Raw genomic sequence first — 20,300 nt, forward strand, 5'->3', positions numbered from 1 at the left:
TACTCTTCTATGGTGCAAATGAATCATGACTGAATTGCTGGGGAAACTCAAGTTTGTTGCGAGCAGAGCGCTACAAACAAAAAAGACCCAGATAGTCCTGAGCCTCAGTCTTGAATGTTCTTTTTGAACGGAGAGGGAGGGATTCGAACCCTCGGTACGGTCTTACGATTCGTACAACAGATTAGCAATCTGCCGCTTTCGACCACTCAGCCACCTCTCCAGGGTGACGGTAAACTATCATAGCAGACTTTTCTCAGAATGAACACAGCAACCTATAACTTTCGGTAGATAGTTTGCTGGCTCTGCGGCAAGCCGTAGCCATGAAGCTCAATCATTCTACCGTACTGTTGGAATTATTTGACTATTTTTTTGCAGAGAATGTCTAAAAAGTTCATTCTGGTCAGTTACCGGGCATCTGCCAGCAAAACTGGTTGTTGTTGACCTCACTGCAACTCATGCCGAAGCTAAATGTCTATCGCTCATTGTTCAGAGTGATACAGTTTGGATTTGCTTGGGTGGCTATGCTGCTAAACGCCAGCGATCGCGCCTTCTATTCCTCAACTCATAATTAGAGTTGACCATGACCTAGCAAATTTAAGCAGTCTAGCGCTAGCCCACTGCATCTTCCAGCACGACTTTTCAGTTGCTAATAAACATATTTGGCTGCTCAAAAATTAATGTTTTCTTTATTTATCTAAATTCTACTGAGATTATCTCTCGGCTAGCACGGATGGGCTATATTGCACCAATAAATCCTGTGTAGGCACAACTCGTTTTCATGGTTAACCAGCTAAAGGTTCGATTATGGCGTGATCCCCGCTGAACTTACTAACTGTAATTCGCTAATATGTTGCTTGGATTTAATACGTAATGGTAAAGGCGATCGCTTTTTTAGATAACAGCAATAAAATTTAGATTCAAAATTAATTGAATTTCCATCGCAGCCAGCAATTTCACTTTTTTTGAAAAAAATGAATTAACGTAGTATACTATCGAGCAAACTTAATAAACCTTCTGGTACCGCAATGCTGAATCACTCAATCAGTGATTCCAAGATCTGAGATAGCTCTGTGCTCAATTTGTAGTTTTTATAGGCTACATCAGGTTTTCAAGCAAGAAGTTCATTGAAGTTTAGCGAACGGGAGAGGTTCCATGCACAAGACAAAACGTGGTTCTCCGGAGCTGTTTTTATAGGAATATCCTCAGTTAGTCTTTCGATTCTATTTGCTATCAAAAGCCTGGATTTAGCAAGATATATCCTCTGACTGATGCCTTCAGCAGCCGCTAATCCTAGTATTTGAATCGTAAGAGCAAAAGCAATTTTTGAGAGCCATTTCGCTCAGTTTTTTATTAACTTTAGGTATAAGCTTAAAGCCATGTTTTCTCTGAAAAATCAGCATGTCGCCCTGATTTCCGTCCACGGCGACCCTGCAATCGAGATTGGCAAAGAAGAGGCTGGGGGACAAAACGTTTACGTACGGCAAGTGGGTGAAGCACTAGCCCGCCAAGGGTGGCAGGTAGATATGTTTACCCGCCAGAGCAGCGCCGACCAACCCGCTATTGTGGAGCATGCTCCTAACTGCCGCACCATTCGTTTAGTTGCAGGCCCTGAGGATTTTGTACCTCGGGATGAGATCTTCGAGTTTCTGCCAGAATTTTTGCAAAAGTTTCTTGATTTTCAGGCAGAGTCTGGGATTGAGTATCCGGTTGTTCACACCAACTACTGGATGTCTTCCTGGGTGGGAATGGAGCTAAAAAAACGCAAAAAAATTCAACAAGTGCATACATACCACTCCCTAGGAGCGGTGAAGTACAAGTCAATTTCTACAATTCCTCTGATTGCTAGCACTCGTCTGGCAACGGAGAAAACTTGTTTGGAAACGGCTGAGCGTATTGTGGCAACTAGCCCTCAAGAGCGAGAGCACATGCGATCGCTGGTTTCCACTCGCGGCAAAATTGACATTATTCCTTGTGGTACTGATATTCAGCGGTTTGGCTCGTTCTCACAATTAGAAGCACGGGAAAAGCTGGGCCTTAATCCTGAAGATAAGGTGGTGTTTTATGTGGGACGATTTGACCCTCGCAAAGGCATTGAAACCTTAGTACGGGCGGTAGGTCGCTCGAAGTTTCGCGATCAAGCGAACCTGAAGTTGGTGATTGGTGGCGGTAGTCGTCCGGGACAAAGCGATGGCATGGAGCGCGATCGCATTGAGGGGATTGTCAAGGAGCTAGGTCTGAGCGACATGACTATTTTCCCTGGTCGTCTGGGTGACGACACGTTACCCGCCTTCTACGCTGCGGCGGATGTGTGTGTGGTGCCTAGCCATTACGAACCGTTCGGTCTGGTAGCGATTGAGGCAATGGCCAGCGGTACGCCTGTGGTTGCGAGTGATGTGGGTGGTTTGCAGTTTACGGTAGTCCCGGAAGAGACGGGCCTACTGGCACCTGCTCAAGATGATGCTGCCTTTGCTGAGGCGATCGATCGGATCTTGAGTGATGCAACTTGGCGCAATCAGCTAGGGGTTGCGGCGAGACATCGGGTAGAAACTTACTTCAGTTGGGAAGGTGTAGCCTCACAGTTAAGTGAGCTGTACCAGAAGCTGATGAGCCAACCTGCTGCTGAGAAGGAGTTGCAAAAGGTAGGAGCATAACCCGCAAATTCTTGAGGTGATAAGTCACTCAAACCTGATGGCTGTGCTTTGGTGCAGTTGTCAGGTTTTTTATTGACTCTCTGTACGAGCTACTTGCCAAAATTGCTACTGAAGACACTGAACTCGAAGCGTTGTTAGGCTGGGTCTGGTTTCCATCAACCTAGATTTAGGTTCAGTTAATTGTGATGAACTTGCAACAAGCAGAGCTGTATCAGCGGATTCAAGCCTTTTCACTTGACAACCCCCATGACTCACTCTCTTTTAGCAAACGCTTAGCTCGTGAGAATGATTGGATTCTGGACTATACCCACCGAGTCATTCAGGAATACAAAAAGTTGGCATTTCTGGCAGTGGTGGCAGGGCATCCAGTCAGCCCTTCACAACAGGTAGACCAAGCTTGGCATCTCCACTTGGCCTACACTCGCTCTTACTGGGAAGAATTTTGTCCCAAGGTTTTAGGCACCCCACTACACCATGAACCGACTAGGGGTGGTAGGGCAGAGCAAGCAAAGTTTGATGACTGGTACAACCAAACGCTGAAGAGTTATGCAGATTGGTTTGGTGAACAGCCACCTGTAGATATTTGGCCTCCAGCCCATCTTCGCTTTGCTCAAGATGCAGAGTTTATTAGAGTTGATCCACAGCAGTATTGGGTTTTGCCTAAACTACGACTGCCTAAGCCCGCGATCGCACTTCCGGCATTGCTTCTGGCCCTGGCGGTTGTCGGTTGCACACCACTGATGGCGTTGGAACTGGAGAATCCGCTTAATTTCAGAGGGCCAGAGTTTTTAGAATTCTATGTGCTGTTGGCAGTGCCAGTGATAGGGCTGGCTAGTTTATTACGCTGGCTGCTGCGCTATCCCAGTCAAGGTGTCGTTGCATCTAGTGATCTCGACTTGTACGAAACTGCATTTTTAGCAGGAGGACGACAGCAAGCTATCGATACTGCCATTGTTCGCTTAGCACAGCAGCAATACTTACAACCCAAATCTCGGATGCAAGCAGTATCCATCACTCAGCCTTTGCCTAGTGGGAGTCATCCTCTAGAACGGGCAGTTGAAACAGCAGTTAAGGTAAACGGAAGCGTACACCACATTAGGGGAGCCGTAACCGATGTTGCTGAAGCCATTAGCGATCGCTTGCGAGAGAAAGGATTGTTATTGCCTTATTGGCGAGCATTTCTAGGCCAATGGGTTCCAGCTTTGTTAGTTGTTGCTTTGCTCCTATTAGGGATTAGCAAAGTTAGTGTTGGTCTTGAGCGTCATAGGCCCGTAGGATTTTTGATGATTCTTTGCCTTTTCACAGGCTTTGCAGCAATTCGCTGCCTGATTCCGATGAGGTTGAGTCGCTATGGTCAGAAAATTTTGCAGAACTTATTGCAGGAGAAGGCCAGTTTGAAGCAAGCAGTTTTGAATGGCACAGTGGAGCATAGTCCAGTAGGGTTGGCATTTGCTCTCTTTGGAACTGCATCTTTGTCAGGCAAATCTTTCGCGGATTTACGCTTTGCTCTGGGGCATTCAATCAGTTCTCGTAGCAGTGGTTTTGATGGTGGGGGTGGTTGCGGTAGCAGTGGTTGCGGTAGTAGTGGTTGTGGAGGTGGTTGTGGAGGCTGTGGCGGTTAAGAAAAGGGTGTAGACTTCAACTCTCTGGAAACAGCCTTGGGGGATTCTCCCCCAACCCCTCGATTGAGGGACGGCTGCGTCCCCCAAACCCCCTCCAGAGCGCATGGTGAATATGTCGCCTCGAATTGTCAGGAGGTTGTGGGCTTGGTTTGGTTGTTATGGCTACTGGTCTGTTTTATTAGTCGATGATTTCGGATTCTGGGTCTGAGGCTATGTCGGGATCGGGTTGTTGTAGGGTTTCTTTCACCATTTGTTGGATTTCCGATCGCACTTGTTCGTAAGCTTCGGCGGCGCACCAGGGTCGTAGGTACAAGACGGTGGTGGTGGGGGAGACGGAGTGGACGTGGCAGGTGGGTTTGGGGTCGTTGAGGACGAGGGGATGGGGGAGGACTAGGGCCAGCAGCATGGTGATGGTGGAGTCGATGGAGCGATCGCCGATGTCAATTTCTAGATCGACCCGGCGGGTGCCCAAGGTGGTCATGTTTTTCAGGGTGCCGCTGAATAGGTTGCTGTTGGGAACGGTAATTTTGACGTTGTCGCGTGTGACCAGGGTGGTGTAGAACAGGCCGATACTATCCACGACGCCGAATACGCCTGCGCCTTCTACATAGTCGCCGACTTCAAAGGGACGGAAGGTGATGAGCATGATGCCTGCCGCGAAGTGGGACAAGGTGTTTTGCAGCGCTAAGCCGATCGCCAAACCTGCGGCACCCACCACAGTGACTAGGGTGGCGGTGGGAATTGCTAGAGCGGTTAAAGCAGCGCTGATGCCTACGACTAACGTGATAATTTCGGAGGCTTGCACCAAAAATTTGCGAATGGTGGGTTCGGTGCGGTTGAGGGTCCGACGCATCACCCGTCCCACCAAACCGATCGCCAAACGAGTCAGGACCAAAATGCCAATGGCCCCAAAGACTCTCGGTACGATGTCAAAAGCCAATTCAATCAGGTTTTGGGCAACCTGCGGCGTGACGGCAGCTAGCAAAACGGTCATAGGCAATGTCGAGAATGTCATGCGGATCTAACGCTCCAAAGTTTAGCGTTTTAGGGGTCTAACTAGATGCGGTCACATGGGTAGGAAGTGATGGGATCAGGCGATCGCTTCTAGACTCAGTTCGTCACTTCCGACACCGCGATTCGTCAAGAATTTTGAATAATCTATTTCGCAAAACGGAATTTAGCGATTCACTAAACACAAAAATTAGTTTCTATGCCAAGCAAGACGCAGCCGAAGATGGTACTACCACGGGAGGCTTACCAGGCGTTGCCTCCAGAGGAACGTTATACACCTGTGGTGCCCAATGAATCCGAGATGCCTGAGTTGACACCCAAGTCGTTACTGGTGGGGGTGGCGGTAGGGATTCTTTTTGGTGCGGCGAATGCTTATCTGGGATTGAAGGTAGGGCTGACGGTTTCGGCTTCAATTCCAGCGGCGGTGATCGGGGTAGCAGTGTTTCGGGCGTTGCGGCAAGGCAGTTTGCTCGAAACCAATATGGTTCAAACCATTGGCTCAACCGGAGAATCTTTAGCGGCTGGGGTAATTTTCACCTTGCCCGTGTTGTATCTTTGGGGCGAAACACCAGGTTTCTGGCCGATTTTTCCGCTGTCGCTTTCGGGCGGGCTGCTGGGCGTGCTGTTTATGATCCCGCTGCGGCGATTTCTGATCGTGCAGGAACATGGACGACTCACCTACCCCGAAGGAACTGCTTGCGCCGAAATTTTAGTGGCATCGCAGGCGGGAGGGCCACAAGCCAAGCTGTTATTCAGTGGTCTAGGTGTCGGTGCCTTGTACTCGGCTCTAGAGCGGTTCGGGCGGCTCTGGCCTGCGGAACCGGATGTGGCGATCGCCCAAGCGGGCTTTCGGACTTCGATTGGGGCGAGTGTCACGCCAGAATTGCTAGGGGTGGGTTACATCATCGGCCCTGCGATCGCGGCGGTGATTTTGGCAGGAGGGGCGATCGGTTGGCTGGTAATCATGCCCTTGATCTACTTGTTTGGTAGTGGCGTACCGACACCCATTCCACCGGAAACCGTGGCTCGCATTGCCGATATGGATAGCTTCAGCATTTGGAGCCGCTACATTCGCTATATCGGCGCAGGGGCGGTGGCCTTTGGCGGCTTGTTTAGCTTAGTCAAATCTGCCCCGACGCTATGGGAATCGGTGCGATTAACCGCGATCGCTCTCAAGCAACGCAGTACTCAGCAAGCTGAGCGGACAGATCGTGATCTGCCCTTGTCCCTAGTGGCAGCCAGCTTAATTGTGATTGGCTTGCTCGTGGCGTTTTTACCGTTGCGAACCGGAGGAGCGGGCCCGCTAGGACTATTAGCAGGTTTAGCGGTAGTCGTGTTTTCCTTCTTTTTCGTCACGGTCTCCTCGCGGATTGTTGGCATCATCGGCAGTTCTTCTAACCCAATTTCGGGAATGACGATTGTGACAGTGCTGATTTGTGCGCTGTTGTTTGGCTCAGCCTATAGTCTCCAAGAAGCTAAAGTCGCTGTGCTCACCATCGGCGCTTTAGTTTGTATTGCGGCGGCTAATGCGGGGGATACTTCTCAAGATTTGAAAACTGGGTTTTTGATCGGAGCCAGCCCCCGGAATCAACAAATTGGCGAAATTGTTGGGGTCGCTACCACTGGATTGGTGATGAGTGCAGTATTGGAGCTGTTCCGGGCTGATATTGTCTCTGGAGCCTTCAAAGCACCCCAAGCCAACTTGATTCGACTTGTGATCGATGGCGTTTTGGGTGGCAACTTACCGTGGGGCTTGGTGTTAGTTGGTGCAGCTTTAGCCGCTTGTGTGGAAATGATGCGCTTGCCCACGCTCGCGTTTGCGGTGGGGCTGTATCTACCAATTCACCTTTCAGTTCCGATTATGGTGGGTGGTTTAATTCGACTGGCGGTAGAAGCTTGGTCTCCGCCTCGGAGCTTAGAGCGCCGCCGAGAAGCAGGGGTTTTGTACGCATCAGGACTGATTGCGGGAGCGGCTTTGCTGGGTGTCGTTGGAGCCGCGATCGCTTTCTTCAACCTACCATTCGCTCAGGCAGAACCTTCAAGTCCAACGAAATGGCAAGGAGCTGCGATCGCCTTTACTCTCCTGAGCGCCAGTCTCCTTTGGGTTATCTCCCGCTCTCCACGACGACGGAAGTAACAGCAGCGCAGGATACGTCGTCCGAACTACCTGAATTCCCTCGCAAGGCTCAGGGGACTTGCTGTTGATTTTGTTGCAATGGGGATAGGTGCAATTTTAATAAATCCTGACTTTACGGACCGCTGATTTTACAGACCAAACCATTTTTTAACCTGTTTTAGGAGAACCGCCCTGGTTTCAGGGAGGCACTTATGGCACAAATCACAGAATGTCCCAATTGCGGCAAGAAAGGACTCGTGCAACGCGGTAACGACGTGTTCCAATGCCTGTCTTGTAACTTTAGTCGCGACCTCTCTGAAGCAGAGCGTGGCAATGATATTTCTTGGGTTCTCATCGTTGGGCTAGGGGTGGCTGTGTTGTTGAAGGTATTGCAAGTATTTGATTCGTCTCAGACTCCCAACTACAACAGCCCTAACTCTAGAGCTGCGATCGCTCCTCAAGTGCTGGTTTCTAAAGTTGTAACTTCTTCTGACTTTATTACGTAGTTGTTGCATTCGGTTCATGCGCCTGTTGAAGACTGCCAGAGGGTCTTAAGATAAGAGGGGCAAATCTTGGCCTCTACGGAGGTCATTGCTTTCCGTGTGAATTCCGCCGTAGATGAGTTATGCAAGATCAACTCTGGTTTGAACCGCTAGTTTGGACAGACTACCGACTGGCCCTTCTGTTTGCTGTCCTCTTTCCTTTAATTCTGCTGATTTGGGCTTTCGTGCAAAAAAATGAAACCATTCAGCATCTGTTAACCATTTACTGGCGGGTTTCGAGCTTGCTAGCCGTCACGGTCTACTTGATGATTGCAGCAGTGCCCCTCAGTTTTATCTCAGGGCTCATGGCGCGGGTACTCATTCCCATTGCACTGTGGTTTTGGGTTGACCTCAACGAAGAGATAAACGATCAATCGCGGACTCCCTTGAAGCTAGCGTTCAATTCTTGGCGTTGGGCTATGACGGTCTATAGCGCTTTAGGAGCTTTAGCCAGCTTGCCTTTCCTGCAATGTGCGATTTCTCAGACAGCCTTAAATACAAGATTTTGTCGAGTTTGGTTTGATCCACCGCTGTTGTTCAAGCAGTATTTTCATGCCAACACCAGCGTCCGCTTTCTTGGCTTTCTGGGAGTGGTAGGTCTACTCGTCTACGTAGCTTGCCTTAGCTATTTCGTCTTGGTGAAGCTGTCCAAGCAAGGCCGCTCTGCCACTCAGCAGTAAAGCTAGCGTTGCTTTATTTGTAAGTTGGTTGTTGCTGACCCGCGCGTAGCAGCAGCCAACCCAGAATGGCTAAAGTCGCTCCCAACGCTAGAAACCCCAAATCCCAAGCCAGTTCATTAGGACCTGATTTGACGTGGTGGATACCTAGAATGTGGTGATCGATGATGCCCTCTACCACATCAAATGTCCCCGCTCCAATGAGCAAAGCTCCCCCAAATACTTTTGACGACCAGGCCAAATTGCCCCGCTCCAAAGCTCGCCACAACACCACTAACCCACTGAGGGTAAAAGCGTAAGTGACGACATGAAACAGTCCGTCGGCTAGGGTATTCAGCTTCAGGCCCGCCACGGTGGTATCGGCATAGCCTGCACTGGTGAGCATATGATGCCACTGCAAGATTTGGTGCAGAACCACGCCATCAAAAAATCCACTAAATCCCAAGCCGAACAAAACTCCAGCGGCAACAACTGATTTGCGATCGCCCTTCTGGCTTGCCCTATCCAATTGGTTTGGGCTATCCAAGGGAGTTTGGGGAGGATTGGCTGTCATGAATATCACTCTAGACTTATGCTGATCGCCATCAGACTAGCCTCAGGAAATTTGCTTGTTAATCAGCATCAAGAGAGATTATTGCTAAACTTGGCCTGCTAAACTCGGCCTTGTTCTTGCCGATAAGCCCGGATTTCAGCCGTAAACTTTTCGCCATATTGCTCTAGCTTGCGGCTACCGACTCCGGAGATTTGGGCGAACTCGGTCAAGGTTTGCGGCTGCTGTTGGGCCATTAGTTTCAAGCTGGAATCGCTGAAAACCACATAGGGTGGAACAGCTTGCTGATCGGCCAATCGTTTCCGCAGCGATCGCAACCGTTGAAACAGGACTTCTACATCAGCTCTGAAGCCATCGGTATCAGTTTCTTCAGCATAGGTAGGAGTGGGAGGTACAGCAATCAAGAGCGATCGCTGCTTCTTCAAGATCTCCCAGCTTTGGGCATTGAGTTTGAGTACCGAGTAGCCGTCGCTGGTTTCTTCAACTAAGCCTTGGTGCAGCAACGCCCGCCCCAAAATTCGCCATGCATCAGCGGTCTTGTCTTTGCCAATGCCGTAGGTGGAGAGTTTGTCGTGATTATTTTGTAAAACCTTTTGATTTTTCGAGCCGCGCAACACATCAATAATGTGGTTCATGCCAAAACGCTCTTGGCAGCGAGCAATGCAAGAGAGAAACTTTTGTGCTTCAATCGTCCAGTCTTCAATCGGTTGTGGGTACAGGCAATGATCACAATTACCACAGTCCCCCGGAAAACCTTCGCCAAAATAGCTGAGTTGAATCGTGCGGCGACAGACAGTGCCTTCGGCATACCCCACGACCTGCCGTAGCTGTTGCCGAGCAATTAACTGGTCTTGCGCATCGTTTTTTTGATCAATCAAATACTCAACAGTTTTGATGTCACCTAGGCCAAAAAACAGCGTGCAGTGAGCAGGTTCCCCATCTCGCCCAGCACGGCCCGATTCCTGGTAGTAACTCTCGATGCTACGCGGCAAGTCGTAGTGAATCACAAACCGCACATCTGGCTTGTTAATGCCCATGCCAAAGGCGATCGTGGCCACCATTACCCGCACATCATCTCGAATAAACCGAGTTTGATTCGTAGCACGAGCTTCGTCGCTCAACCCCGCATGATAAGGCAACGCCTCTACCCCGTCTTGCTGCAACTTGCTGGCCAATTCTTCGACTTTGCGACGACTGAGACAGTAAATAATTCCTGAACCATCGGTTTGTTGAACCTGATGTAGCAACTCCTTGTAAGCTTGCTTTGGGCTGGGTTTGGGCCGTACTTCGTAGTAAAGATTGGGCCGATTGAAGCTGGCGGTGTGAATATAAGGCTCCTGCAGCCACAACTGTTCGATAATGTCTTGCCGCACCCGCTCTGTAGCTGTGGCGGTCAGAGCCATGATGGATACATCTGGATAGCGCTGCCGCAATCGCTGCAACTGCCGATATTCAGGTCGAAAGTCGTGGCCCCAATCGGAAACACAGTGAGCCTCGTCGATGGCAAACCCAGCGATGCCCAAGCGCGATCGCACGTAATCTAAAAACGGCAAGCACCGCTCATTCAACAAGCGCTCTGGAGCCAGATAAAGCAGTTTGATCTCGCCATCTAAAATCGCCACCTCCCGCGATCGCGCCTCCATCGGATGCAAGCTACTGTTGAGGAACGTGGCCCCAATGCCGTTGTCTTGCAATGCCTGCACCTGGTCTTGCATCAAGGCGATCAGCGGCGACACCACCACCGTTAAACCGGGTTTGAGCAGGGCGGGCAATTGAAAGCAGAGGGATTTGCCGCCGCCTGTGGGCATCACAATCAAAGCATCCCGGTTTTCTAAGGCAGACTCCACAATCTCACGCTGGCCCGGACGAAACGTTTCATAGCCGAAGAAATGTTTCAGCGCTTGTTCTAGTGAGGAGAATTGAGTTGGTGTGGCTAGGAGGTTCGCTGACATTGATTCCATCTTGGCTACCCATTGCCTCGCTACCCCGCTGATGGCGATCGCAGGTGCAGAGGAGAGAACTTGGTGAGAACTTGAAGGGGCGATCGCGGGTGAGTGCGGCTCCAGAGACTCTTTAGCTTACCAAAATCTCGGTGGTCGTCTTGCAGCCAATTGGCGGTAGTTGCCAGCCCCTGAGATAGTCTAGAAGAGTTGTGAGTCTTGGCCTGCCTCTTCATAGAGAATCGCCTGCTACAATCTGCTACGCCTGCTAATTGAACCAGATGAAGATACTTTGCCTAAGTAACGGTCACGGAGAAGATGCGATCGCGGTGCGGATCTTGCAAGCCTTGCAGCAACAGCCGCAAGCACCAGAAATTCCCGCTCTACCTCTCGTCGGCAAAGGTCAAGCCTACATCAACCACAATATTGCGATCGTTGGTCCCGTCAAACCCATGCCTTCCGGTGGCTTTGTCTATATGGATGGTCGCCAATTGGTACGGGACGTCAAAGGCGGCTTGCTGCAACTGACGCTAGCGCAGATCAAAATCGTGAAAACTTGGGCGAAAGAAGGAGGAGTCATTCTAGCGGTGGGTGACATTGTGCCGCTGTTATTCGCTTGGCTGAGTGGTGCTCCCTACGCTTTTGTGGGCACGGCCAAGTCAGAATATTATCTGCGCGATGAAGTAGGCCCACTGCCCCGGAATTCCTGGTTTGAGAAAATGGAAGCTTGGTCAGGCTCGGTTTATTTGCCTTGGGAACGTTGGCTGATGAGCCGCCCTAAATGCCGAGCGGTTTTCCCGAGAGACAACCTAACTACTGCTGGGCTAAAGCGTTGGTCAATTCCTGCTTTCGACCTCGGCAACCCGATGATGGACAGCTTGGAGCCTAGTGCCGCCGCGATCGCTACCAAAAGCCAAGAAAACCCACCCCTGACCATTGCCCTGTTGCCCGGTTCTCGGCCCCCCGAAGCCTACGCCAACTGGCACCAAATCATCCAAGCGATCGCCAGAATACTCGAAACCTTTCCCAATCGCCCCCTGCTATTTCTAGGCGCGATCGCCCCTGGCTTAGATTTGGATAAGCTGCGCGAACCCTTAGAAGCTCAAGCTTGGCGACTCAGCATCACCAATCATATTTTTAGCTCTGACCCAACTGCGCTACGTTTCACCCAACGCAAAGCCACGTTAGTCCTTACCCAACAAGCCTTTAATGACTGCTTACACTTAGCAGATTTGGCGATCGCGATGGCAGGTACCGCCACCGAGCAATTTGTGGGTTTGGGGAAACCCGCAATCACGCTACCCGGACAAGGGCCGCAATTTACCCCTGCCTTTGCCGAAGCTCAAACTCGCTTGTTGGGCTGTTCCATCACGCTAGTCCAGCAACCTGCACAAGTGCCAAAAGCGATCGAAGCTTTACTCAGTAACCCCGATCGCCTGCAAATCATTGCAGATAACGGCCAGCATCGCATGGGTGCTCCTGGGGCTGCTCAGCGTATTGCGACTCAGCTCATCCAGCAGTTCGGGAAACTTCATGTCTGACGTTGAATTCCTTAGGAGTAACCTGGGCACGCTGATTAAAGCCAGGCTTCTAAGTAGCCATGAAAGTTGTCAAAGAAACCCCGAATCAATTAACTCTGTTGCACCGCCCCATCTGGTTATGGCTATTTGGTCTCATATTTGCCGGGGCTGGTTTAGCGGCGATCGCAACTTTTGGCAAGGTCGTCACGCTCAACTGCAACCGTACTGCACCCGTACAGAGTAATTGTCAGCTCAAAGCCGCAGGACTACTGGGCTTGGCTGCTCAAGAGACGGCCCTTGATAGCTTGCAGAGCGCCAAAGTGGAACGGAGTAGCAGTAGCGATGGGGATACCTTTCGAGTCGTGCTGGTAACCAACCAAGGCGAGGTTCCTTTCACCGACTACTACAGCTCTGGAGAAAATGGCAAGCAAGAAATTGCCACCCAAATCAGTACTTTTCTCAGCAGTCCTCAAGCCTCATCCTTAACGCTTCAACAGGACGACCGCTGGTTCATGTTTATGTTCGGCAGCGTTTTTGTCATCGCGGGGCTTGCTGTCGCCATTGGCATGGGTGAAATCGTCGTCTGTGAATTTGACCGAAGCTCAGATAGCCTGATCCTCAAACGTCATGGCTTGTTTGGGACTAAAGTTTCTGAGCGCCGAATCCACGAGATTGAAGCTGTGCGAGTTGAAGAATCGCGGGATAGTGATGGCAGCACCTACCGAGTCAGCTTGATGTTTACCGTCGGCGATCGCCTCCTCCCTCTTACTTCGTACTACAGCTCCGGGAGACACTCTAAGCAAGCAATCGCGGATCAGTTACGAAAGTTTCTTCAGCTCAATTAACAACAAAACCTTGCGGATTGAGTCTAAAGTATTACAACTAGCTCTTGAAGCGAAATCTACAGCGGAAGCTATCATCCCAATAGTGCTGAGCAGAGCTGAAGGTAATGGGTAGCGTTTGGACTAAAGCGGTTAGTTCCTCTAGATTGCTGTAGAGCTTGCTGGTAAAATGCGGACTCTCTAGCCAGTAAAACTCTTGATCATTAATGGTTTCTGTTTTTAAGAGACAGCCTCTAGATACAACCAAATCAGAAACATTATTCATGGTGGTTCGAACCGTCACGTAACCAGTATTGGTTTCCAATTGTCATCATCTAATGACTCATGGGTGCAACTCATCAGCAAAGCAACTGACTTCTCTGCGCTGAATGATGGATGTTTGGTTGCTCACCTTTTGATCCTCAACCACTGCCCAAAGCCGATAAATTCGATTGGCAGGCAGTGGCTAGATTGAGCCAGCCCTAGAGCTAGCAGCAGATGCAGTTACTTGCTAACCAAGACTCCAATCTCTCGCTGAATTGGCAATACATCCAAAATGTCCGTTGTAGCGCAGTACTTCAGATCTTCATGGCAATTGAGACGGAGGAGACGTTGACCGTGGCTAGCGTGGTGCAGTAGTTCTAGTAAGCGGTCTTGCCATTGCGTATAAAGCGCGATCGCCGCAACCATTTCATCATTGCCCGCCAACTCATCCAGCTTGGCTCCACTTTCCGTCCAGACCGTATGCGCGATCGCCCCAGCACAGACCGTATCTTCCAACGAATAACTACCTTCCCAACCAGAACCCGCAATCCAGACCGTTTTTGGTTGTTGCGCTAGTAGATAATTAGCCACTGCGCGACGATTGATCAGCGCCCCCGCCAATACCGTCTTCGCCTTCTGCACCTTTTGCAGACACCGAGTGCCATTAGTCGTGCTGATGAACAACCGTCGCCCCTGAACGCGAGCAGCAGTGCAGTCCAACGGAGAGTTACCCATATCGAACCCTTCCACCGTTGCACCGCCCCGCTCCCCAGCACGAATTCGCTGCTCAGCAGGCCATTGCTCACTCACTTGCAGCAACTCTGACAAGTCACTAAAAACTTGCACCGCCTCCGCACCCTCCGCCAAGGCCGTCGCCATTGTGCTGGTGGCTCGCAAGACATCAATCGCGATCGCGCAATCGGGAATTGCGTCAGACGGAACCAACTCAGGCGTGTGATAAACAAATAGCTTCATGATCAATCGGGCTACAAAACAAAGACGACGTGGCTTCTAATTTTTACCGTTTCTCTAGAGCACATTACAAGCCATTGGCTCAACTTCCCAAGCGAAGGCGTTAAGATGCCAAGGGTGTTCGAGATGAATTGTAAGGAGTTGATCACATGGCCCGCACCGCTTCTACCATGCTGGCACTAGGCACCCAAGCCCCAGATTTTCAGTTGCCCGATGTCGTGTCTGGTCAAACCATTTCCTTATCCACCTTTGCTGACAAACAAGCCCTACTCATCATGTTCATTTGTCAGCACTGCCCCTTTGTCAAGCACATTCAAGATCAACTCGCCCAACTCGGCCAAGACTACGCTACCCAAAACCTCAGCATCATCGCCATCAGCGCCAACGACGCCGAGAAATACCCCGACGACGGCCCCGACTCCCTCAAAACCATGGCCCAAACCCTTGGGTTCACCTTTCCCCTGTGCTACGACGAAACCCAAGCCACAGCCAAAGCCTACACCGCCGCCTGCACCCCCGACTTCTTCTTGTTTGACGCCAATCACCAGCTGATCTATCGTGGTCAACTCGACGACAGCCGCCCCGGAAACAACAAACCCGTCACAGGCCAAGACCTAAGAGCCGCGATCGACGCTGCCCTAGCCAACCAACCCATCAACCCCGACCAAACACCCAGCATCGGCTGCAACATCAAATGGAAACCAGGTAACGAACCCGCTTATTACGGTTAAAGTCAAAAAGCCACTTTTGGAGGGGGTCTGGGGAACGCAACCGTCCCTCAGCGGGGGTTTGGGGGCGCGTGACCCCAAGGGCTTGGATTTAGTCAAAGGAATCTCATCAAACCCATTGATCTTTCACGCAGGGAAACCCCAACAGCCCCTCCATCGTCCACCAAACCATCAAATATTCCTATGAAAAATTATTCCTCAGGGTGCTTCATGAACCTTAGCATTAGACTCTCACTCAAGACCCCAACCGCAAGCTGTAACATAGAAGGAACAGGTTAGACAGCGCAAAAATAAGACTTTGTCCCCTAAATCTGCTGCCCAGCGATCGCTAATATTACCGAAACTCACTTCTAAGAATCCGTAAATTCCCGCTTTAGCTACATCCACCCGCCCTATCATCGTAGAGAGGAACAGCATCTTCACTGCTCCCTCTAGAGCCTCGGTTTTCTAGTTTTGAATTGCTGCTAATCCTACGTCCTATCCTAAAGATCCTTCATGCAGACTGAAGCTTTTAACGAGCTTTTTCCTCTCTTTAACGCCGCCAACCCCGAAACCTTGGAATGGCTCATGTCCATTGCCACAGAACACGACTACCCAGCGGGCCGTGCGGTTTTAATGGAAGACGCTTGGGGTAACGCGGTTTACTTTGTGGTTTCCGGTTGGGTGAAAGTGCGTCGTCACGCTGGAGAAGATGTGTTGACCTTGGCAATTTTGGGTCAAGGGGACTTCTTCGGTGAAATGGCCATCTTGGACGAATCTCCCCGCTCCACCGATGTCATCGCTCTCTCAGCCGTTCAGCTAATGAGCATCTCGGCCCAGCGATTTATCCAAACCTTATTCAAAGACTCCCAGCTTCACCATCGCATGCTGCAACTGATGGTCCGACGGCTGCGGCAAACCAACATCCGGTTTCAAATGCGGCATCAGCCTCCTGCCGTCAAACTCGCTAATACCCTTGTTTCTCTAGGCGAAAATTACGGTCAAGCCTCCAACAAAGGCACCGAAATCTTCAATATCCCATTCCAAGACTTGGCCGACGTAGCTGACATTGGGGTAGAAGAAACCGCCAAGATTATGGAAAAACTCAATGACAAAGGGTGGATCAAAATTGACTCAGCGAACCAAGTGGTTCATTTGGTGCATCAGAAACAACTGGCCCATCTAGCTGGCAAAGCCTAAACCGCCAAATTTTGCAGAATGACCTACCCTGAAGGGATGGGTTGAGTAATGCCTTAGGCTCGCTAGAGCTGCTAGCTCAAACCCTTGCTGACACTTCTTGCTGCTTAACTATCCACTATGACTGAAGCGACGCAGACGCGCCCTAGCAACCCACCCCGCACCAACCTGGAGATTCGCTACCAGGTAGCAATGCCCAACCCTCAAACCCACTTGTTTGAAGTCACCTTGCAAGTACAAGGATGGACCTCAGCAGTTTTGGACCTGAAGCTACCCGTCTGGACTCCGGGTTCTTACTTGGTGCGTGAGTATGCTAAACATCTGCAAAACTTTAACGCAGCAGGTCAAAACGCTTTACCTTGGCGCAAAGTCAGCAAAAACCATTGGCAAGTAGACACCCTAGGACAATCTGAAATCACCGTTCGCTATCGCGTCTTTGCCAACGAGCTATCTGTCCGCACAAACCATCTAGACAGTACCCACGGCTACTTTAATGGTGCGGCGCTGTTCTTTTACGTCCCTGGGTTTGAGCAACAGCCAATTCAAGTTGCGATCGCCACTCCCTATCCCAACTGGCAAGTCACCACGCCACTTCCAAGCGTCCCAGGCCAAGCCAATACCTTCTACGCCGCTGATTTTGACACCTTAGTTGATAGCCCGTTTGAAATTGGCACCCATACCCTGTACGAATTTGAAGCCCAGGGTAAGCCTCATCAACTCGCGATTTGGGGCCAAGGCAACACAGACCCTGAGCGGATTATTCAGGACACACAAAAGATTATCGACGTAGAAGCTAAGCTATTTGGTGGCTTACCTTACGACTCCTACCTGTTTTTGCTGCATTTGTCCCCTCAAGGCAACGGCGGATTAGAGCACAAAAACGCTTGTTCGCTCAACTATCCTCGCTTTGGCTTCCGCGCGAAAGAGAAGTATCAGCGGTTCATGCAGTTGGTAGCGCACGAATTCTTCCATTTGTGGAACGTCAAGCGGATTCGGCCCAAGGCGCTAGAAGTATTTGACTACGAGCAGGAAAACTACACCACCTCGCTCTGGTTTAGCGAAGGTACCACCAGCTACTACGACCTTAACATTCCCTTCCGTGCAGGCATCTACGACGCCAAGACCCTGCTGGGCAACTTAAGCAAAGAAATTACCCGCCTGCAAACCACACCTGGTCGGCAAGTACAGCCTGCTAGTGAATCCAGCTTTGATGCCTGGATCAAGCTGTATCGCCCCGATGCCAACAGTGCCAACTCGCAAATCTCCTATTACCTCAAAGGCGAAATGGTGTCATTCTTGCTGGATCTGCTGATTCGGCAACGGCATGGTAACCAGCGATCGCTCGACGACGTGCTGCGACAAATGTGGCAACAGTTTGGCAAAGACGAAATTGGTTTCACACCAGAGCAGCTAAAAGCTACCTTAGAAACCGTCGCCGACACCGATTTATCTGACTTCTTCACCCGCTACATCGACGGCACCGAAGAACTCCCCTTTGATACCTTCCTAGAACCCTTTGGCCTGCGCCTACAAGCTGAGGGCGACAACGACGATCAACCGCCATTCGTAGGGTTAACCGTCAAAACTGAAAATAGCCGCGAACTGATCAAGTTTGTCGAGACAGGTTCACCTGCTCAACAAGCAGGGATTGATGCTGGAGACGAATTATTGGCGATCAACGGCTTCCGGATTAGCACCGATCAACTGAGCGATCGCCTTAAAGACTATCAACCCGGACAAAGCGTCGAGATTACCCACTTCCATCAAGACGAGCTACGCAGCAGCACCGTTACCTTAGCGGCACCCCGCCCTACCCGTTACCAGATTGTCGCAGTTGAAAACCCCTCAGCCACTCAAGAACAAAACTTTGCGAGTTGGTTAGGAGTTCCACTCAAAGCGATCGCCTAGCTCAATCCCAGAACTCATTAAGAAGCACATCAACTCCTTCAGCGTCTCAGGAGTTGTATGTTAGCGTGAGGGCAAGCATTTGATGTTTGTCCACTTCTTGACGCTTCCCGATGGGAGGGAAACTATGCCGACTCAACCGCCCCCATCCATTACCCCTCGCCAGATGAATCTGTTGCGAGCTGTGGCTTCAATGGCTTGGTCTGACGGCCACCTGGCTACCGAAGAAATTGACCTCATGCTCGACCAATTCAGCCGCCTGTTTGCCAACGACCCTAAACAGCAGCAGAGATTGCAACAGGAATTGCGAGACTATCTACTTCAAAACATTCCCCTAGAAGAGATCATCCCAAAACTCGATCGGCAGGAAGAACGCGAATTAGTGCTACGCCTAGGTTACGAAGTCATCCGCTCCAGCGCTCGCACCCCCAACGAACCGGAAATCAACGAAGAAGAAGCCAAAGCCTACGAACGCCTAAAAAGCCTACTAAACCTGTCACCCGACGCCGTCCAGCGAGTTGAAGCCGAAGCCCAAACCAGCCTCGAAACCCAAGATGGCATTGTCGAGCTGTTAGTCGTGCAAATTCAGCACTTTATTAATGGGTAAAGAACCTAACCCCCCAGCTCCCTTCCCTAGAGGGAAGGGGAGCCAGAAGTTAAGAGGTAAGACCCCAAGCCTCGAAACACTACCGTCACGTTCGTTTAGAGAGGGTCTGGGGGACGCAACCGTCCCTCAGCGGGGATTGGGGAGCGAGTGCCCCCAAGGCGCGGATTTCTCAAAGATATTTAACTAAAGAAAGACGTTTAACTCATCTCCAGCATCCGCTGAATCGGACGCAGTGCTCTTACCCGCACATCTTCCGGTAACGTAATCTCCGGCGATCGCTGCTTCATCGCCAAATACAACTTCTCCAGCGTATTCAACCGCATGTGAGGGCATTCATTGCAGGCACAATTATTCATGGGCGGTGCAGGAATAAACCGCTTGTGAGGGGCTTGCTTCTCCATTTGGTGAATAATCCCCGGTTCCGTCGCCACAATAAAAGCTTGGCGATCGCTTTGCTCTGCGTACTTCAGCAACGCCGTCGTCGAGCCAATGTATTGAGCACGACGCAGCACCGCAGGTTCACATTCTGGGTGAGCAATCACTTCCGCGTCGGGATGCGCCATCTGCAACTGCACAATCTTCTTCTCAGAAAAAGTTTCGTGTACCATGCAGCTCCCTTGCCACAACACCAAATCTCGCCCGGTTTGCTCCATCACATAACGACCTAAGTTGCGATCGGGTGCAAAAATGATCGGTTGGTCTTCCGGGATTTGGCGCACAATCTTGACCGCATTGGAGCTAGTGCAGATGATGTCGCTCATCGCCTTAATCTCAGCAGTGCAGTTAATGTAAGACACCACCAAATGATTCGGGTGAGCTGCTTTGAACTCGGCAAAAGCTTGGGGTGGACAACTGTCTGCCAAGGAGCAACCCGCATCTAAGTCGGGCAGCAACACCAACTTGTTAGGGTTGAGAATTTTGGCAGTTTCCGCCATGAAGTGAACGCCCGCAAACACAATCACATCGGCATCAGTTTGGGCGGCTTGTTGCGAGAGGCCCAGTGAATCCCCTAAGTAGTCGGCGACATCCTGGATGTCTGGGTCTTGGTAGTAGTGAGCCAGAATAATCGCGTTCAGTTCTTGCTTCAGCGCTTGAATCGCTGCGAACAAGTCTTGGGGAAAAGCGGTGGATGGGTTGGAGCGTTGCTGAGGAAGGGCAGTGGTAAACACAGTTGCAAGCCGCCTAGAGTGCAAAGAAG

The 20,300-nt window shown here is 50.7% G+C and carries 19 protein-coding genes and 1 tRNA gene; 11 read left to right on the plus strand and 9 right to left on the minus strand.

From position 1 onward, the window contains the following. Positions 1–128 precede the first annotated feature (128 nt). Positions 129–220 (minus strand) — tRNA-Ser (locus tag H6F72_RS18990). 1,156 nt (positions 221–1,376) lie between these two features. On the opposite strand from H6F72_RS18990, the gene H6F72_RS18995 reads away from it, so the two are divergent. Next, the gene (locus H6F72_RS18995) at positions 1,377–2,651 is read left to right on the plus strand and encodes a glycosyltransferase family 1 protein (protein WP_190439168.1); all 1,275 of its coding nucleotides are present in this window, start codon (positions 1,377–1,379) and stop codon (positions 2,649–2,651) included. Between the two features lie 185 nt (positions 2,652–2,836). Beyond that, entirely contained in the window at positions 2,837–4,273 is a 1,437-nt protein-coding gene (locus H6F72_RS19000) for a TIGR04222 domain-containing membrane protein (RefSeq protein WP_190439170.1), read from the plus strand. Between the two features lie 178 nt (positions 4,274–4,451). Here H6F72_RS19000 and H6F72_RS19005 read toward each other — a convergent pair whose 3' ends face one another. Beyond that, on the minus strand, positions 4,452–5,288 hold the full coding sequence (locus tag H6F72_RS19005) for a mechanosensitive ion channel family protein (protein WP_242017020.1): 837 nt from the start codon (positions 5,286–5,288) through the stop codon (positions 4,452–4,454). Positions 5,289–5,507: 219 nt separating this feature from the next. On the opposite strand from H6F72_RS19005, the gene H6F72_RS19010 reads away from it, so the two are divergent. The 3 genes from H6F72_RS19010 to H6F72_RS19020 all read left to right on the plus strand — a co-directional run bounded on the left by H6F72_RS19010 (position 5,508) and on the right by H6F72_RS19020 (position 8,622). Then, complete coding sequence (locus H6F72_RS19010; RefSeq protein WP_190439171.1) at positions 5,508–7,421, plus strand: OPT family oligopeptide transporter; 1,914 nt, start codon at positions 5,508–5,510, stop codon at positions 7,419–7,421. A gap of 191 nt (positions 7,422–7,612) precedes the next feature. Continuing rightward, a complete protein-coding gene (locus tag H6F72_RS19015; protein WP_190439173.1) occupies positions 7,613–7,906 on the plus strand; it encodes a hypothetical protein in 294 nt (97 codons plus the stop codon). A gap of 119 nt (positions 7,907–8,025) precedes the next feature. Continuing rightward, on the plus strand, positions 8,026–8,622 hold the full coding sequence (locus H6F72_RS19020) for a DUF3177 family protein (protein WP_190439174.1): 597 nt from the start codon (positions 8,026–8,028) through the stop codon (positions 8,620–8,622). A 13-nt stretch (positions 8,623–8,635) separates the two neighbouring features. Here H6F72_RS19020 and H6F72_RS19025 read toward each other — a convergent pair whose 3' ends face one another. The 3 genes from H6F72_RS19025 to H6F72_RS19035 all read right to left on the minus strand — a co-directional run bounded on the left by H6F72_RS19025 (position 8,636) and on the right by H6F72_RS19035 (position 11,345). After that, positions 8,636–9,172 carry a DUF2243 domain-containing protein gene (locus H6F72_RS19025; RefSeq protein WP_190439177.1) on the minus strand — a complete coding sequence of 179 codons (537 nt, stop codon included), beginning with the start codon at positions 9,170–9,172 and terminating at the stop codon, positions 8,636–8,638. A 98-nt stretch (positions 9,173–9,270) separates the two neighbouring features. Further along, positions 9,271–11,130 (minus strand): DNA helicase RecQ, encoded by a 1,860-nt coding sequence (gene recQ / locus H6F72_RS19030; protein WP_348252031.1) that lies wholly within the window; start codon positions 11,128–11,130, stop codon positions 9,271–9,273. 20 nt (positions 11,131–11,150) lie between these two features. Then, positions 11,151–11,345, minus strand: a complete 195-nt coding sequence (locus H6F72_RS19035; protein WP_190439179.1) for a hypothetical protein — start codon at positions 11,343–11,345, stop codon at positions 11,151–11,153. Between the two features lie 45 nt (positions 11,346–11,390). Here H6F72_RS19035 and H6F72_RS19040 point away from each other — a divergent pair, with 45 nt between their 5' ends. After that, positions 11,391–12,650: a lipid-A-disaccharide synthase-related protein gene (locus H6F72_RS19040; RefSeq protein WP_190439180.1), complete on the plus strand. Its 1,260-nt coding sequence runs from the start codon at positions 11,391–11,393 to the stop codon at positions 12,648–12,650. A gap of 59 nt (positions 12,651–12,709) precedes the next feature. Further along, a complete protein-coding gene (locus tag H6F72_RS19045) occupies positions 12,710–13,474 on the plus strand; it encodes a hypothetical protein (RefSeq protein ID WP_190439184.1) in 765 nt (254 codons plus the stop codon). Positions 13,475–13,511: 37 nt separating this feature from the next. Here the strand turns inward: H6F72_RS19045 and H6F72_RS19050 are convergent, their stop codons facing one another. Together H6F72_RS19050 and H6F72_RS19055 are read right to left on the minus strand one after the other, a co-directional pair. After that, positions 13,512–13,736, minus strand: a complete 225-nt coding sequence (locus H6F72_RS19050; RefSeq protein ID WP_190439189.1) for a hypothetical protein — start codon at positions 13,734–13,736, stop codon at positions 13,512–13,514. A 218-nt stretch (positions 13,737–13,954) separates the two neighbouring features. Then, a complete protein-coding gene (locus tag H6F72_RS19055; protein ID WP_190439193.1) occupies positions 13,955–14,689 on the minus strand; it encodes a 2-phosphosulfolactate phosphatase family protein in 735 nt (244 codons plus the stop codon). Between the two features lie 146 nt (positions 14,690–14,835). Here H6F72_RS19055 and H6F72_RS19060 point away from each other — a divergent pair, with 146 nt between their 5' ends. Further along, positions 14,836–15,417, plus strand: a complete 582-nt coding sequence (locus H6F72_RS19060) for a thioredoxin family protein (RefSeq protein ID WP_190439196.1) — start codon at positions 14,836–14,838, stop codon at positions 15,415–15,417. Between the two features lie 228 nt (positions 15,418–15,645). On the opposite strand, the gene H6F72_RS19065 is transcribed toward H6F72_RS19060, so the two are convergent. Then, positions 15,646–15,831, minus strand: coding sequence for a hypothetical protein (locus H6F72_RS19065; protein ID WP_190439199.1), 186 nt, complete (start codon positions 15,829–15,831; stop codon positions 15,646–15,648). A gap of 78 nt (positions 15,832–15,909) precedes the next feature. Here H6F72_RS19065 and H6F72_RS19070 point away from each other — a divergent pair, with 78 nt between their 5' ends. The 3 genes from H6F72_RS19070 to H6F72_RS19080 all read left to right on the plus strand — a co-directional run bounded on the left by H6F72_RS19070 (position 15,910) and on the right by H6F72_RS19080 (position 19,102). Further along, positions 15,910–16,593, plus strand: coding sequence for a Crp/Fnr family transcriptional regulator (locus H6F72_RS19070; protein WP_190439202.1), 684 nt, complete (start codon positions 15,910–15,912; stop codon positions 16,591–16,593). 117 nt (positions 16,594–16,710) lie between these two features. Next, the gene (locus tag H6F72_RS19075; protein WP_190439204.1) at positions 16,711–18,498 is read left to right on the plus strand and encodes a M61 family metallopeptidase; all 1,788 of its coding nucleotides are present in this window, start codon (positions 16,711–16,713) and stop codon (positions 18,496–18,498) included. A 124-nt stretch (positions 18,499–18,622) separates the two neighbouring features. After that, positions 18,623–19,102 (plus strand): TerB family tellurite resistance protein, encoded by a 480-nt coding sequence (locus H6F72_RS19080; protein WP_190439207.1) that lies wholly within the window; start codon positions 18,623–18,625, stop codon positions 19,100–19,102. 197 nt (positions 19,103–19,299) lie between these two features. Here H6F72_RS19080 and nadA read toward each other — a convergent pair whose 3' ends face one another. Beyond that, positions 19,300–20,271, minus strand: coding sequence for a quinolinate synthase NadA (gene nadA, locus H6F72_RS19085; protein ID WP_190439209.1), 972 nt, complete (start codon positions 20,269–20,271; stop codon positions 19,300–19,302). Positions 20,272–20,300: the final 29 nt, after the last annotated feature.

Source organism: Trichocoleus sp. FACHB-46 (assembly GCF_014695385.1).
Classification (GTDB): domain Bacteria; phylum Cyanobacteriota; class Cyanobacteriia; order FACHB-46; family FACHB-46; genus Trichocoleus.